This window comes from Bacteroides sp. AF39-11AC (assembly GCF_003474285.1).
Taxonomy (GTDB): domain Bacteria; phylum Bacteroidota; class Bacteroidia; order Bacteroidales; family Bacteroidaceae; genus Bacteroides.
Genome location: NZ_QROH01000002.1, coordinates 27,502 through 42,145, shown reverse-complemented (window position 1 = coordinate 42,145; position 14,644 = coordinate 27,502). Strand labels below are relative to the sequence as shown.

Annotated in this window: 18 protein-coding genes; 11 read left to right on the top strand and 7 right to left on the bottom strand. The window is 45.0% G+C overall.

Annotation, left to right across the window (positions count from 1 at the left end; genetic code table 11):
• The first annotated feature begins 12 nt into the window (after positions 1–12).
• From DW036_RS02960 to DW036_RS02920, 9 genes are read left to right on the top strand one after another with little or no spacing between them, the layout of a single operon-like run.
• Positions 13–495 carry a DNA N-6-adenine-methyltransferase gene (locus tag DW036_RS02960; protein WP_004310173.1) on the top strand — a complete coding sequence of 161 codons (483 nt, stop codon included), beginning with the start codon at positions 13–15 and terminating at the stop codon, positions 493–495.
• A gap of 10 nt (positions 496–505) precedes the next feature.
• The gene (gene traM, locus DW036_RS02955; protein WP_004310172.1) at positions 506–1,651 is read left to right on the top strand and encodes a conjugative transposon protein TraM; all 1,146 of its coding nucleotides are present in this window, start codon (positions 506–508) and stop codon (positions 1,649–1,651) included.
• Positions 1,652–1,663: 12 nt separating this feature from the next.
• Positions 1,664–1,999, top strand: a complete 336-nt coding sequence (locus DW036_RS02950; RefSeq protein WP_004322067.1) for a hypothetical protein — start codon at positions 1,664–1,666, stop codon at positions 1,997–1,999.
• Positions 2,000–2,048: 49 nt separating this feature from the next.
• Positions 2,049–2,648 (top strand): hypothetical protein, encoded by a 600-nt coding sequence (locus tag DW036_RS02945; protein WP_007218153.1) that lies wholly within the window; start codon positions 2,049–2,051, stop codon positions 2,646–2,648.
• A gap of 12 nt (positions 2,649–2,660) precedes the next feature.
• Positions 2,661–3,506 carry a conjugative transposon protein TraN gene (gene traN / locus DW036_RS02940; protein ID WP_007218152.1) on the top strand — a complete coding sequence of 282 codons (846 nt, stop codon included), beginning with the start codon at positions 2,661–2,663 and terminating at the stop codon, positions 3,504–3,506.
• Positions 3,503–4,015 carry a hypothetical protein gene (locus DW036_RS02935; RefSeq protein ID WP_007218151.1) on the top strand — a complete coding sequence of 171 codons (513 nt, stop codon included), beginning with the start codon at positions 3,503–3,505 and terminating at the stop codon, positions 4,013–4,015. The genes traN and DW036_RS02935 overlap by 4 nt, the downstream gene beginning before the upstream one ends.
• A gap of 21 nt (positions 4,016–4,036) precedes the next feature.
• Positions 4,037–4,693, top strand: a complete 657-nt coding sequence (locus tag DW036_RS02930) for a DUF1566 domain-containing protein (protein WP_118356357.1) — start codon at positions 4,037–4,039, stop codon at positions 4,691–4,693.
• Between the two features lie 13 nt (positions 4,694–4,706).
• Positions 4,707–5,444 (top strand): DNA-directed RNA polymerase subunit alpha C-terminal domain-containing protein, encoded by a 738-nt coding sequence (locus DW036_RS02925; protein WP_004310167.1) that lies wholly within the window; start codon positions 4,707–4,709, stop codon positions 5,442–5,444.
• A 3-nt stretch (positions 5,445–5,447) separates the two neighbouring features.
• The gene (locus DW036_RS02920) at positions 5,448–7,634 is read left to right on the top strand and encodes a type IV secretory system conjugative DNA transfer family protein (RefSeq protein WP_004310166.1); all 2,187 of its coding nucleotides are present in this window, start codon (positions 5,448–5,450) and stop codon (positions 7,632–7,634) included.
• 117 nt (positions 7,635–7,751) lie between these two features.
• Here the strand turns inward: DW036_RS02920 and DW036_RS02915 are convergent, their stop codons facing one another.
• The 4 genes from DW036_RS02915 to DW036_RS02890 all read right to left on the bottom strand — a co-directional run bounded on the left by DW036_RS02915 (position 7,752) and on the right by DW036_RS02890 (position 10,945).
• Positions 7,752–8,108 carry a hypothetical protein gene (locus DW036_RS02915; RefSeq protein ID WP_004310165.1) on the bottom strand — a complete coding sequence of 119 codons (357 nt, stop codon included), beginning with the start codon at positions 8,106–8,108 and terminating at the stop codon, positions 7,752–7,754.
• 33 nt (positions 8,109–8,141) lie between these two features.
• Positions 8,142–8,414, bottom strand: coding sequence for a hypothetical protein (locus DW036_RS25725; protein ID WP_004310164.1), 273 nt, complete (start codon positions 8,412–8,414; stop codon positions 8,142–8,144).
• A 7-nt stretch (positions 8,415–8,421) separates the two neighbouring features.
• Entirely contained in the window at positions 8,422–8,697 is a 276-nt protein-coding gene (locus DW036_RS02905) for a hypothetical protein (RefSeq protein ID WP_004322070.1), read from the bottom strand.
• 508 nt (positions 8,698–9,205) lie between these two features.
• The gene (locus DW036_RS02890; protein WP_165853112.1) at positions 9,206–10,945 is read right to left on the bottom strand and encodes a ParB/RepB/Spo0J family partition protein; all 1,740 of its coding nucleotides are present in this window, start codon (positions 10,943–10,945) and stop codon (positions 9,206–9,208) included.
• A 48-nt stretch (positions 10,946–10,993) separates the two neighbouring features.
• On the opposite strand from DW036_RS02890, the gene DW036_RS25720 reads away from it, so the two are divergent.
• Together DW036_RS25720 and DW036_RS02880 are read left to right on the top strand one after the other, a co-directional pair.
• Positions 10,994–11,230: a hypothetical protein gene (locus tag DW036_RS25720; RefSeq protein WP_005777345.1), complete on the top strand. Its 237-nt coding sequence runs from the start codon at positions 10,994–10,996 to the stop codon at positions 11,228–11,230.
• 284 nt (positions 11,231–11,514) lie between these two features.
• On the top strand, positions 11,515–12,834 hold the full coding sequence (locus DW036_RS02880; RefSeq protein ID WP_008768657.1) for an ATP-binding protein: 1,320 nt from the start codon (positions 11,515–11,517) through the stop codon (positions 12,832–12,834).
• 70 nt (positions 12,835–12,904) lie between these two features.
• Here the strand turns inward: DW036_RS02880 and DW036_RS02875 are convergent, their stop codons facing one another.
• The 3 genes from DW036_RS02875 to DW036_RS02865 all read right to left on the bottom strand — a co-directional run bounded on the left by DW036_RS02875 (position 12,905) and on the right by DW036_RS02865 (position 14,573).
• Positions 12,905–13,159: a hypothetical protein gene (locus DW036_RS02875; protein ID WP_004310159.1), complete on the bottom strand. Its 255-nt coding sequence runs from the start codon at positions 13,157–13,159 to the stop codon at positions 12,905–12,907.
• Positions 13,160–13,165: 6 nt separating this feature from the next.
• Positions 13,166–13,921, bottom strand: a complete 756-nt coding sequence (locus tag DW036_RS02870) for a ParA family protein (RefSeq protein WP_009041028.1) — start codon at positions 13,919–13,921, stop codon at positions 13,166–13,168.
• A gap of 238 nt (positions 13,922–14,159) precedes the next feature.
• Positions 14,160–14,573: a single-stranded DNA-binding protein gene (locus DW036_RS02865; RefSeq protein WP_009017601.1), complete on the bottom strand. Its 414-nt coding sequence runs from the start codon at positions 14,571–14,573 to the stop codon at positions 14,160–14,162.
• Positions 14,574–14,644: the final 71 nt, after the last annotated feature.

Genomic DNA, 14,644 nt, shown 5'->3' with positions numbered 1-14,644 from the left:
AAAAGAGTACTTATGAATACACGGCTTGAAAAATCAGTCCGTTCGTCAGACGAATGGTACACGCCAAAGGAGATACTGGACGCATTGGGCAAATTCGACCTTGACCCTTGCGCTCCCATCCATCCGTTGTGGCCGACTGCCGAGGTCATGTATGACCAGAACATAGATGGGTTGTCCCAGATATGGGAAGGGCGTGTGTGGCTCAATCCTCCCTATTCGCGTCCTCTTATCGAGCTATTCGTCCGGAAATTGGCAGAACATGGCAACGGCATTGCATTATTATTCAACCGTTGCGATTCCAAAATGTTTCAGGACGTCATCTTTCCAAAAGCGACGGGAATGAAATTCCTACGCCACCGCATCCGATTCTACCGACCAGGCGGAGCACGAGGTGACTCTCCCAGTCGCGGTAGCATCCTATTAGCTTTCGGAGAAGACAACGCAGAGATACTGAGAAATTGTGCCATTGAAGGCAAATATGTACAACTCAATTAAAAGATGTATAATGAAGATATTGGAGAAAATCAATTTTCGCCAGCCGAAATATATGCTTCCCGCCATCCTTTATTTCCCCCTGCTCGGCACGTCTTATTTCATCTTCGACCTGTTTCAGACAGAAACGATAGAAATACAAGACAAGGCGTTGCAGACGACGGAGTTCCTGAACCCCGAATTGCCGGGGGCACAGATCAAGGACGATGGCATAGGCAGCAAATACGAGAATATGGCGAAATCATGGGGTAAGATACAAGACTACTCCGCTGTAGATAACATAGACCGGGAAGAACCCGATAAAAACAAGGAAGAGTATGAATCGAAATACACGCAGGACGACATCGACCTGCTCACGGAAGAACAACAGGAAAAAGCTGCGGCAGCGGAAATTGCCTCTGCCAAGACACGAGAACAGGAAGCACTTGCCGAACTGGAAAAAGCACTCGCAGAGGCGAGACTGAGAGGGCAAAACGCGACTGTACCCCCGGCAGAAACGGACACGGCCAACATTGCTCCACCACAAGGAGCAGCAGCCTCCGGAACCATCAACGAAGAGAGCCGGGCTGTGAAAACGCCATCAGCGGACGAACCGCCCAGCGAGGTGGTACGCAAGGTGAAGACAACCTCGGACTACTTTAACACACTGTCGAAGAATGTCCGTGAACCGAAACTCATCCAAGCCATCATTGACGAGAACATCAAAGCGGTGGACGGCTCGCGCGTGAGGTTGCGCCTGCTTGACGATGTGGAGATTGGCGAGTGTGTGATAGCAAGGGGAACATACCTGTACGCTACGGTAAGCGGATTCTCATCCGGGCGCGTGAAAGGTAATATCAGCAGCATCCTCGTGAATGACGAATTGGTGAAAGTGAGTCTCTCACTCTATGATACAGATGGCATGGAGGGGCTGTATGTGCCCAACAGCCAATTCCGGGAAACGAGCAAGGATGTAGCAAGCGGGGCAATGTCGGGCAATATGAACATGAGTATGGGAAGTACAACAGGAAACAGCCTTGCACAATGGGGGATGCAGGCGGTGAACAATGCCTACCAGAAAACAAGCAATGCCATTAGCAAAGCTATCAAGAAAAACAAAGTCAAGTTGAAATACGGAACTTTCGTGTATTTAGTGAACGGACAGGAAAAAAGGAATTAAAATGATGATGACATGGAAACAGATTTATCAGAATATCACAAAGGTACGGATGGGCTTTATTATGCGGACTATATAGCCCCAAATAAAGCCGAAACATTTATCGGAAAACTTGTGAGTACCGAATGGTGGCATCACAGAGGGCAGTTTGCCCTAATATGCAACTTCCGAACAGAAGACAGACGGAGGATTGCCTTATTCGCTTTTCAAAAACATACCGGTTTTTACGGACCAAGATACGGGAATGTTAATTTCAAAACAGTGGAGAAGGGCACTCTTTGGCAATGTGAAATCCAAATGACCCGGACGGGACGTTGTACTTGGGCGCGTGCCAGGCAGATAAAGAAATGAAGCGAAATAGGGAAAAGAAATCAATATAAATATTTTTAATCATGTGCCTATGAAATCTTCAAACTACTTAAAAAAATTATACGGGAATCCGACAGATGAAAAATATACACCGGGATATGGTGTATTACCCATTATCAAATATATACCCGAAGGCAAGATAGTCTGGTGTCCTTTCGATACGAAGCGCAGTGAGTTTGTGCAGAAATTCAAGGATGCCGGTTTCCATGTCGTGTATTCCCATATCTATAACGGACAGGATTTTTTCAACTATGAACCGTCCCAATGGGATATACTCGTATCCAATCCTCCTTTCAGCCGGAAGGTGGAAGTCTTTGAACGCTGTCTGAAACTCGGAAAACCATTCGCCTTGCTGATGTCCAACTATTGGCTGAACAACGTAGCACCCTGCCGACTTTTCCAGAATACTGATCTGGAATTACTCATGTTCGATAAACGTATTCAGTTCGGAAAAGGGAAAAACGTACCGTTCAACAGCAGCTATTTCTGCCATAAAATACTTCCGAAACAAATCATATTCGAACAGATAGATGTTACGGACAAATCTCCAAGTTGTATGCAGGATGACATCCCAGATAAGGCAAATATCAATTCGCAAGAGAATAAAGCAATCATGAATTTTCAATTATAACTCTGTATTTCAATGAAAAGGAATTTATTTGGCATTATGCTTCTATCAGGTATTTCCATTTTACCGAAAGCTAACGCACAAACTACCTACGAAGAAATGGAACAACTGACGGTGAACGAACAGATAACAACTGTCATCACGGCATCGGAACCGGTGCGTTTCGTGGATATTTCCACTGACAAGGTGGCGGGCGATCAGCCCATTGACAACATCATTCGCCTAAAGCCCAAGGAAAGCGGACACGAGGATGGTGAAATACTCGCCATCGTCACCATTGTGACGGAACGATACCGCACACAATACGCACTGATTTATACCACAAGGATGAAAGAGGCAGTAACAGATAAGGAGATATTGCTACAAGAGCGTAATGCGTACAACAATCCGGCAGTCTCAATGTCCACTGCCGACATGACACATCATGCACGGCGCATCTGGAACTCACCTGCAAAAATCCGCAACGTAGCTACCAAAGCACACCGCATGGTGATGCGTCTGAACAATATCTACTCGGTGGGTGACTACTTCTTCATAGACTTTTCCATCGAGAACAAGACGAACATCCGTTTTGACATTGATGAGATACGGATAAAGCTGACAGACAAGAAACTCGCCAAGGCAACCAACGCACAGACTATCGAACTGACACCTGCCCTGGTTCTGGAATCGGGCAAGACATTCAGACACGGCTATCGGAATGTGATTGTCGTGAAAAAGATGACCTTTCCCAATGACAAGCTACTGACCATCGAAATGACGGAGAAACAGATTAGTGGCCGTAACATCAGTCTGAACATCGACTATGAGGATATACTGGCGGCAGATTCGTTCCATGCAGATTTATTGGAGGAGGAATGACTATGAAAAAGACAATCATCGTGATAATTACCTGCGTGTGTATCGCTGCAAGTGCAAATGCACAACAAGGTAGCGGACGCCTCTCGCTTGGCACAGGACTACTCTACAAGAACGGCATGGATATAACGCTCGCCTACGAACACGAAATGAACTATCGCCATATGTGGGAGTTCTTCGTCAACGGCTATCTACAATGGGCAGAGTGCGCTTCGTGCGGGCATATCTGCCCGGAATCATTTTGGCGAAACTACCGCAGCTACGGTTTTGGCGTGGCCTACAAGCCGTGCATGACGCGGGGACGCAACCACTATGGCAGTCTGCGTATCGGAGCTTCAGCCGGAAGCGACATGAATAAGTTCCTCGGTGGCCTGCACTTCGGTTACGAACACAACTATGTGCTACGGGCCGGATGGACACTGTATTGGCAAGTGAAAAGCGATGTGATGATAAAAGGTGCGGACGTGCTGCGAGCAGGTGTCGTGCTGGGTGTGAAACTACCTATAAAATAGGGAAACAAAAAAGAAAGCAATATGATACGAAAGATACATTTGGTGGCAGCGGCAACGGCTGCCGTGCTTTGCGCTGCCTGTGACACGCATATAGACGTACCCGATACAGCAGTTCGTCCAGGACATATCCTCTGCGAGGATGGAACAGCCTTGCCTTACGCACAATATGAACAATCGGGGAAAAAAGCGATAGCGGTGGTCTTCGATACCGAAAAATGCGGAGATACGGAGGGGGACGGTTATGCAGTTTACCTGTGGGACATTGCTCCACAGGCATTCGCCGACAGCCTCGGCATCGCACAAGGCACATCGGCTGACATCATGGCTTATGATGGCAATGAGAATACATTCGCACTGTATGATACACAAGAAACCGCTTCGCCAATGGCAGAAGCGGTTTTCGACCTATGGCGGTACGGGCAGAGTGCCTATGTACCGTCCGTGGCAGAGATGCGGCTGCTCTACACCATGCGAAAGATAATCAACCCTGTCATCGAACAATGTGGCGGTGAGCCGTTACCACTGGATGAAAACGACTGTTGGTACTGGACATCCACAGAAGTCGAAAAGCAACAGACAGCCAAGGCATGGCTCTATTCCATGGGGAGCGGTGCAATGCAGGAAACACCTAAAGTACAGGCGCACAGAGTACGCCCCATAATTACCATAAACGAATAAAAGATAGAAAGATATGAAAGATACGGATATATTTTTCAGCATAGCATTGATGATATTGGGAATTGTCCTCATGTATAAGTCCATGAAAGGTAATTCATGCCGACAAATACTGGCAAAACTCGCAGATTCCATAGCATCGGATAAAGAAGATATTAATTTTCAAATTAAAAGGTTCGGCTACCTTTTGGACGAAATGACTGCCGATAATGAAAAAAATTCAATCTTGAAGCGTCATGCCGACAGACTGGAGGAACTTGTCACGCAATTAGACCGCACACGAAACGAGCTTGAAACAAGTAATCTGTCAATGGCGGATATTAACGGAGAGTTGAAAAGAAGTAATGCCGAACTTGTAAAGAGAGCAACCCAATTACGCAATGAGATACAGCAAGACGAGCTTGTCATCCAAAAGATGCAAGAACGCCTTGATTCTCTCAAAAGAATCAAAGTGGGGCTTGAAATAGCCCTGAATAACATTCAGGCAGAAGAAGTACACTATCTCTCGGAACCGGTATTCAGTTTGGGTATTACCCCATCCATCAAAAGCCATCTTGAATCTCATGGAATATTATATATCGGAGACCTGATTCATCTTAACGAGCAATATCTCATGGAAATCTGGGGTATCGGTCCGGTAACACTTGATAAGATAAAAACAAAACTGAACGAGAATGGTGCATGGTTCGGTATGGATGTAATCAGAGTAGGTAATCATTGGTATCGTAGAAAACAAGGACTAATAACAGACTGACTTATGGAAGAAAGTAAGGAATTGCAAGGGTTCTATAAAATATTCCGCACAGTGGTATATGTGTCCGTGCTGCTGGAGTTCTTTGAATATGCCATTGACCCTGCAATGCTCGACCACTGGGGCGGCATACTGACCGACATTCACGGACGCATCAAACAATGGATGATTTACCACGACGGCAATCTTGTGTACAGCAAAATCGCAACGGTACTGCTTATCTGCATCACTTGTGTCGGAACGCGGAACAAGAAGCATCTGGAGTTCAACGCACGCCGGCAGGTGGTGTATCCATTGACGAGTGGGTTATTGCTGCTCGTACTCTCCGTATGGCTGTTCGGCCATACGATGGAAACAAGGCTTTATACCTTACCTCTGAATATCATTCTCTATATGATTGCCTCCATTGCTGGCGTAGTACTGGTACATATCGCATTAGACAACATTTCAAAGTTCATCAAGGAGGGATTGATGAAAGACCGTTTCAACTTCGAGAATGAAAGTTTTGAACAATGTGAAGAAAAAGTCGAGAATGAATACAGCGTAAATATCCCCATGCGATACTACTATAAGGGTAAATTCCGTAAGGGGTGGATTTCTGTAAGCAACTGCTTTCGAGGAACATGGGTAGTTGGAACACCGGGATCGGGTAAGACTTTCAGTATCATAGAGCCGTTTATCCGACAGCATTCGGCCAAAGGTTTTGCCATGGTGGTGTATGACTACAAGTTTCCTACATTGGCGACCAAGCTCTACTACCATTACAAGAAGAACGAGAAACTGGGCAGAGTACCCCAAGGGTGCAAGTTCAACATGATTAATTTTGTGGATGTGGAGTACAGCCGTCGGGTGAATCCAATTCAGGCAAAGTACATCAACAATCTTGCGGCGGCCAGCGAAACGGCGGAAACATTATTGGAAAGCCTACAAAAGGGTAAGAAAGAGGGAGGCGGCGGAAGCGACCAGTTCTTCCAAACCTCGGCGGTAAACTTCCTTGCCGCTTGTATCTACTTCTTCGTGAATTATGAACGTGAACCCTACGATGCCAACGGCAAGCCTCTATATGCGGAAAGACAGCAAGATCCGCAGACCAAATTCTGGAAACCGACAGGTATCGTGCGCGACCGTGAAGGCGGCAATATCGTGGAACCTGCCTACTGGCTGGGAAAGTATTCGGACATGCCACATATTCTGTCATTCTTGAATGAAAGTTATCAGACGATTTTCGAGGTACTGGAAACTGACAATGAGGTTGCTCCGCTGCTTGGTCCATTCCAGACAGCTTTCAAAAATAAGGCAATGGAACAATTGGAGGGTATGATTGGCACGTTACGTGTTTATACCTCGCGTCTGGCAACCAAAGAGAGCTACTGGATATTCCACCGGGATGGCGATGACTTCGACCTGAAGGTGAGTGACCCGAAGAATCCGAGTTACCTGCTGATTGCAAATGACCCGGAAATGGAATCCATCATCGGTGCATTGAACGCTCTTATCCTAAACCGTCTCGTTACCCGTGTGAATACCGGGCAGGGGAAAAATATTCCTGTGAGTATTATAGTGGACGAGTTACCGACACTCTACTTTCACAAAATAGACCGTCTGATAGGTACAGCGCGAAGCAATAAGGTGAGTGTAACGCTCGGCTTTCAGGAACTACCGCAACTGGAAGCCGATTATGGTAAGGTAGGTATGCAAAAGATCATTACGACGGTAGGTAATGTGGTAAGCGGCTCGGCACGTGCCAAAGAAACGCTGGAATGGTTGTCCAATGACATCTTCGGCAAGGTGGTCCAGGTCAAAAAAGGCGTGACTATTGACCGGGACAAAACAAGTATCAATCTCAATGAGAATATGGATAACCTTGTGCCTGCCTCGAAAATCTCGGATATGGCAACCGGATGGATATGCGGTCAGACGGCACGGGACTTTGTGAAGACGAAAACAGGTATGGGCGGTTCAATGAATATTCAAGAATCGGAAGAGTTCAAGACTACAAAGTTCTTCTGCAAAACAGATTTTGATATGGCAGAAATCAAGAAAGAAGAAGCGGCGTATGTGCCGCTGCCGAAGTTCTACACTTTCAAGTCGAGAGAGGAACGGGAGCGCATCCTATATAAAAACTTCGTACAAGTGGGGCAAGATGTGAAAGAGATGATAAAAGACGTTCAAAATAAGCGCAACGCGAAATAAAAATCCGGCTGTCTGACATATAATGTAAATAAAAACAACAAAAACCGTCAGTACAATCGTACTGGCGGTTTACTACTAACTAATCTCTTCTTCTGGTTTATCAGGAGAGCTACCTGCTTAATAATTGGGTGAGTTGCTGATGGCAATTTTTTCGTATTCCTCTTTGTCAGTACCGCATTCAATTGCCCTGTCAATGACATCCCCTAACTCGTTGTAACAAACTTCTTCATTGACACACTCTGCATCTTTGCCTTTCAACAGATATACCTCATAATAGTCCGACCCATTAAGTGCAATAATGACGTATCCGGTGTGTAACAGTCCGTTTACTTTGATACGAAGTGCAGGCAGGTCTTTGAAGATGGTGGCTGCAAACTCTGCGATACCCCATGACATGAGGACGGGCATAGGGGTAAGTCCTATCAACTGCTCTTGAATGGTCTGTGCTATTTGTATTACATACTCTTTTTCCATAACTATGCTATTTTTAAGATGATTATTGTTTTTTTATTCGAACCATTCCGGGTTGTCCTTTTTCAGTTCGGCAACCAATTCTACGTCTGTCAGTCGCAGGTTTGCCATGTCGGTAAAGAAGAAAACCTCATCATAGATTCTTTCGGCTTCCTTGCTTGCGAAGCCTTCGTTTTCATCGTTGAAACTACCGGGCTGAAGGGCATCAAGCAAGGTAATCGAGCCGATAAGGAGTTCTTCACCCTCGTTGGATTCCACCACACGGCAAGGATAGTTATTGCCGCCAAATTGTACTTCTTGTGTTTTCATACGCTTGTTATTTTAATGGGATATGCTTTCCATTTGTCTTGAGGTATTCCATAAGACACTTTGCTTCTTCATGTGATGCACGATTGCGGTCATCATAGCGACGTGTCTCATCCGCCATCACAATGATGCACTCCTTAAACAATCTATAGAGGCTCTGTTGCAGTGTGGGGTGCATATCAGGTATAGCGGCTGCAAAACGCTTGGGATTGAAACTAAAACTATTCACTGCCATTTCCCATTCTTTGGCAAGTTTGTACTCTTTGCTTTCTTTGATGTTGTCCATTGTCATGAAATTTTAATGATTTATTTTTCTTCCCTCTGTTCGGTTCTATATTCTGTCTGAACCGCTTGGGATTTACAGATGCTTTACAGGACTGACGAACAAGCTACTTCCAACACTTTTTTTGGAAAATTACTCTTTCACAGAAAGGAAGAATTTTATAAAAATGCACTTCAAAGCGATGGAATCAAGCGCGGCAGTCCACCTTCGCGTCTGGAAAACCAACCGGCGAGGACAGGAAGGAACCGGAGAAGGAATAAGATGGAAAAGATAAAAAGGAGGAAACTGATAGGTATAAATGAAGACGGGTGGCGGCGGGGTATCGGGAGGTAGCTATAAATGGGATAGAAAAGGCATAATCGCGCGGATGGCGGGTTTGCCCGGCAGACGCGCCGCCCGACAACGGTTTGGAGCAGTTGTCCGTGAACATCTTCACCTTAATCTAATTACAAATTAGGAACGAATAGAGGACAGATTACTCCACCCTCTATTCGTTGGTTACTGATTATGGTTAAGCTGCAATATCTTCCTCTTGTGGCTGTTCTTCGGTCTGCATCCCTACTTCGGATTGCTGTTTGTCAGATTGCTCCGCTTCCTGCTTTGCTTGTTCCTGCACCAAAAGAACGGCTTTTTTCTCTTCGATACGTTGGTGACGCTTCTCATACACTTCATTATGTCCGTTCTTGATGTCTGCCAACAGGTCGGGCATATGTTTTTGTGCGAAGTCAAGCAAGAGGGATGCAATGGCATTGTTGCCGTATGCGTTCTTGAAATTAGCAATTAGAAAATCCCTGCGAATAATCGCTTTCTGCTTGCTCGTGAGGTTGGCAATGATGTTTATCTTTTCTTCATCTGTAAGGTAGGAATAAGGCTTTTTTTCCTCGATACCTACCGCTTCGAAATGCTCTTTGCGGAGGGATGATAGCAAGAAGAAATAAATCATCTTGTCCTCGTCTTGCCCAAACTTGCAATCGGACATATCAACCTCCAAAATCTGTTTTTTTGTGTCCTCTACAGTCTTTTCAAGGGCAATTTCCTTGTTGCGTTTGTCTTGCTTTTCCAACTTCTCTACCGGTGAAAGCGTCTGCTCCTGTTTTGTGTCATTGGTAGTACAGGTAACTTTCGGAACATAACAGAGTACGATGTCCTTGCTCTCAATACGGAAATAAAGGATGATTTCACCTGCTTCACTTCGGGTACGGATTTCTTCGCATTCTTCCGTGTAATCGTTCAAATCCTGTTCGAACTCGCTCTGTGCCTGTTCGTATTCTTCGGTGGTGTCGTACTCTTCTTTTCGGGGTGCTTCGGGCTGTTCGGGATATGCCTTTGCATAATAGTTAAGGCTTTCCACTTCGTAACCCATGGCGGTAAGACGTTCTACTACGGCTTCATTGCTGTTGAAACTTTCATAGCAGAGGGATACCTCAGGGCGTTCTTCCATAAGGCGCACGGCTTTCTCCGTGAGATATGCTGCATTCATTTCAGCAAGGCAAGTACGATTGGCGCAATTTCCGCAACCACCCTCGCAAAATAACATCATATTATTTGTATTGTGAGGACACGACAGACAGAGGGTCTTGTCAAATGCGTATCGCTCCAAGTCGGTGGTATATTGCCGTTCGATGTTCCGTGCAACATCAGAGGCTTTCATTCCTCGCCAACTATTGTACTGCACCCCCTCTTTAAGATGCTTGTTGTACACCTCTTTCTGAATATCTTCCCCATAACGGCAAATTTCGCTCGCTACGCTGATTGTGATTTCGTCCTGTTCCAAAAGCTGTGCGATTTCGGGCATTAAGGAAACGAATTTAAGGCGTGTGCGGATATAGCTTTCGTTTTTACCGAACTGCACCGCCAAAGACTGCACATCGTGGCGACCACTATCAATGAGCTTTTGGTAGGCATTTGCTTCCTCTATCGGGGTAACATCCTTGCGCTGGAGGTTTTCAGTTACCGCCATTTCTTCGGCAACTTCGTCTGAAATTTCCATAACGACAGCCGGAATGTCTTCCAATCCTGCCATGAGGGAGGCACGATATCGGCGTTCTCCAAAAACAATCTCAAAGCGGTTGTCTTCTATTGGGCGTACTCCAATAGGCTGTAACACACCCTGCTGACGAATACTCTCGGAAAGTTCTGCAAGGCTCGCTTCGTCAAAATTCTTACGTGGGTTGTAATTGCTCGGCTGCACGTTTGCCAATGCTACCATTGTGATGTTTTTCTCTACTGATTGAATTGCTGTTGCTTCCATAATCATAAAAATTTAATTGGTTTTAATATTTAATTTTTTATTTTCCCTTTGTTCGGTTCTCTTTTCTGCCTGAACCGCTTGGGATTTACAGATGCTTTACAAGGACTGACGAATAAGCGATTTCCGACGCTTTTTCCGGAAAATTACTCTTTCGCAGAAAGGAAGAATTTTATAGGAAATGCACTTCAAAGCGACGGAATCAAGCGCGGCAGTCCACCTTTGCGTCTGGAAAACCAACCGGTGATGGCAGGAATGGACCGGATGAGTGGCATTAAAAGAATATAGAAAAGGAAGAATACGCTGAAAGGCGGATGGTAAAACGGATGGAACTATAAAGGGATGATTAACGATACAACGGGACAAGCGGAAGGACGTAAGACCAGACGGTGTAAAACAGGAATGGAACTTACCAGATAAAAATCCTTTGAGCCATTTCGCTAAATAAATCTGTATCAATTGCCTGTTTTACCAGAAATTTGCATTATTTTTGCAGTAACGAAACAGCCGTTTCGGAAACAGACGTTTCGGAAACAGACGTTTCGGAAACAGCAATAAAAAAGGATAAGGATATGAGATTTTTTGACAGGACAGAAGAAATAGCCTCTCTTCGCAAGATTCGCGAAATGGCCAAAAACAATGCTCAGTTTACAGTGGTAACGGGACGTCGCCGTATCGGTAAGACATCACTCGTGTGGAAGGCATACGAGGACGAACCGATTCTCTATTTCTTTGTTGCCCGGAAAGCCGAAGGCGATTTGTGTGAGGACTACCGGCTTGAAATAGAGAACAAGTTGGGAGTCCCAACCATGGGGCGGGCCGAGCACTTTACCGATGTGTTCGAGTACCTGATGAAACTTTCGGCAGAACGTCCCATCACACTCTTTATCGACGAGTTCCAGGAGTTTTTCCGTGTGAACAAATCGGTGTTCAGCGATATGCAGCGCATCTGGGATCTATACAGCCCGAAGTCCCGTATTAACCTGATTGTCTGTGGTTCGATTTATTCCATGATGACAAAGATATTCAAGGATAAGAAAGAGCCGTTGTATAACCGGCAGTCGCGCTTTATGACTGTGCGTCCGTTTACCCCAACTGTTCTGAAAGATATTCTTTCGGAATACAACCCCGGCTACACGGCGGAAGATCTGCTGGCATTGTACGCTTTCACGGGCGGTGTGGCGAAGTATGTACAACTACTCGTGGATGCAGGAGCAACAGCCAAAACGACTATGCTCGACCAGATTATAAAGGCCGACTCCATATTTTTGGGCGAGGGTAAAGCGATTCTTATCGAAGAGTTCGGCAAGGATTACGGAATCTATTTCTCCATACTATCGGCCATTGCACGAGGAAAAACATCCCGTTCGGAAATTGAAAACGTGGTAGGCAAGGAAATCGGCGGTTATCTTACCAAGCTGGAAAAAGAATACGAAATCATATCGAAGAAGCAACCGCTGTTCGAGAAGAGTTCCGCCAAGAATGTCCGGTATGTCATCGAGGATAATTTTTTCACGTTCTGGTTCCGCTTCATCTACAAGTACAGCTATATGCTGGAGATAGAGAACTATGGAAGTGTGAAGATGATTATAGGTCGGGATTATGAAACTTTCAGCGGTCTGATGCTTGAACGTTACTTTAAGCGTGTACTGATAGAACGGCAAGTCTATACGCGTATCGGAGGCTGGTGGGACCGCAAGGGTGAGAACGAAATAGACATAGTAGCTGAAAACGAACTGGACGATACGGCGACATTTTTCGAAGTCAAACGCAAGGCCGAAAATATCGACATGGAAAAACTGGAAGCGAAAGCAGCCGCTTTCATGCGTGCAACGGGAGAGTTCAAAGGTTATTCCCTGTCATACAAAGGGTTGTCAATGACTGATATGTAGCAATACATATCGGCATAACGTACTAACAGAAGTCACAGATTTAAAAGAACGGTAAGCGAGGAACATACCCTCACTTACCGTTTTTTTCCAAATACTCCTTCATCGCCTCATTTACAATGTCTCTCAATGACATATTCTTCTCAATAGCAAGGAATTTCATACGCGTATGAACACTCTTGTCGATAACGAAATTGCAATGTACCGCAGGCTCTTTTTCAGTTTTAAGTGGTGTGGCTTCCTTCTTTTGCGGAGATTTCTTCGTGGATGACAGCAATCCGTCCAGTCCGCTTTTCATACTGTCTTTCAATAAATCACTCTTGCCCATATTGTCTTATTTTAATTTCAAAACCTCTTGTGCTAAAGCCATATAATCTTTGGCTCCATTGCAGTTCTTATTGTACTCAAAGACGTTCTTTCCCTTTATAGGAGCTTCGGCCAGTGCCACATTGTCCCGTACAAGCGTTTTGAACACTTTGTCACAGAAAGAGTCATTGATAATTTCAGCTACGCTCTTGTTGAGTGTCTTGCGCTTGTCAAACTGGGTAATAACAATGCCACCAATACTCAGGTTCGGGTTCAGGCGTTCCTTGACAATCTCAATTACGCTTGTAATCTTCGCCATTCCGCGCATGGCGAGGAATTGTGCCTGCACCGGAATAATCAGAAAGTCCGCTGTGGTAAGGGCATTGAGTGTCAGCAAGCCCAGTGAAGGTGGACAATCAATCAGGATGTAGTCAAACTTCCGACTGTCAAGCAACTTCGTAATCAGACCTTTCAGTATCAACTCACGTCCCGGCTCGTTTATCAGTTCGGATTCTGCCGCCGACAGGTCGAGACAGGACGGCACAACAGCAAGTCCGTTCTCCAGTTCGATAACCGGTAAGGGATATTCACCTCTCATTGCCCCATACACCGTTTGTTCTTCCTCAATGGAGAGACCACACGATTCTGTAAGATTTGCCTGCCCGTCCATGTCGATAGCCAGTACACGCTTTTTCTTCTGTCGCAAAGCAGCGGCAAGATTGATGGTGGTAGTTGTCTTGCCAACCCCACCCTTATGATTCAAAACAGCTATAATTTTTGTCATAATTTGATGTCTTTATATGCGATACAAAGATAATACTATTCTTAGTAAATACTATAATTAGTATATACTATTTTACTAAAAAGAGTATTTTAGTATTTACTACTATACTAAAATACTAATAGACTAAATGTAGTAAATACTACTTTCAGTAATAGGTAACTCACTAACTTCCTACTTTACTATAATTAGTAAATACTACATTTAGTATTTATTGTTGTTCAATACTATATGCACATCATCAGAACGGCAAGTCTTCCTTGTCCTCTTGCGGCATAGCTACCGGTGGTACAGGTACATTACTTGCGGCATCTGTCGGACTCTCTGCTTCTGAAGTTGTACCCTCACGCTTTCCGGTATTGATGAACTCCAATGCGTCTGCCGTAATGGATAGTTGAATCTGACAGTTTTCATCCTTATCCTTCCACAGTGAAGCTGAAAGTGTCCCTTCAATGAGCAGTAACCGTCCTTTGGTAAGATATTCGGATAGTCGAATATGGTTCTCTTTCTTACTCCGTACCCTTACCCAAGTAGTGATGCTGTTTCCATGTGAATAGTCATCTACCGCAATATCAAATGCAATGAATGAACCGTGTGCTCCAGTAATAACCTGGCAATCCTTGCCAATGCGACCAATTGTGTGAACGTATAACATAATAAATTCTTTTTGTGGCAGGTGGTTAATCCTACCGTTACCTTAGTTTATAAATATTCTTTATTTCCCTC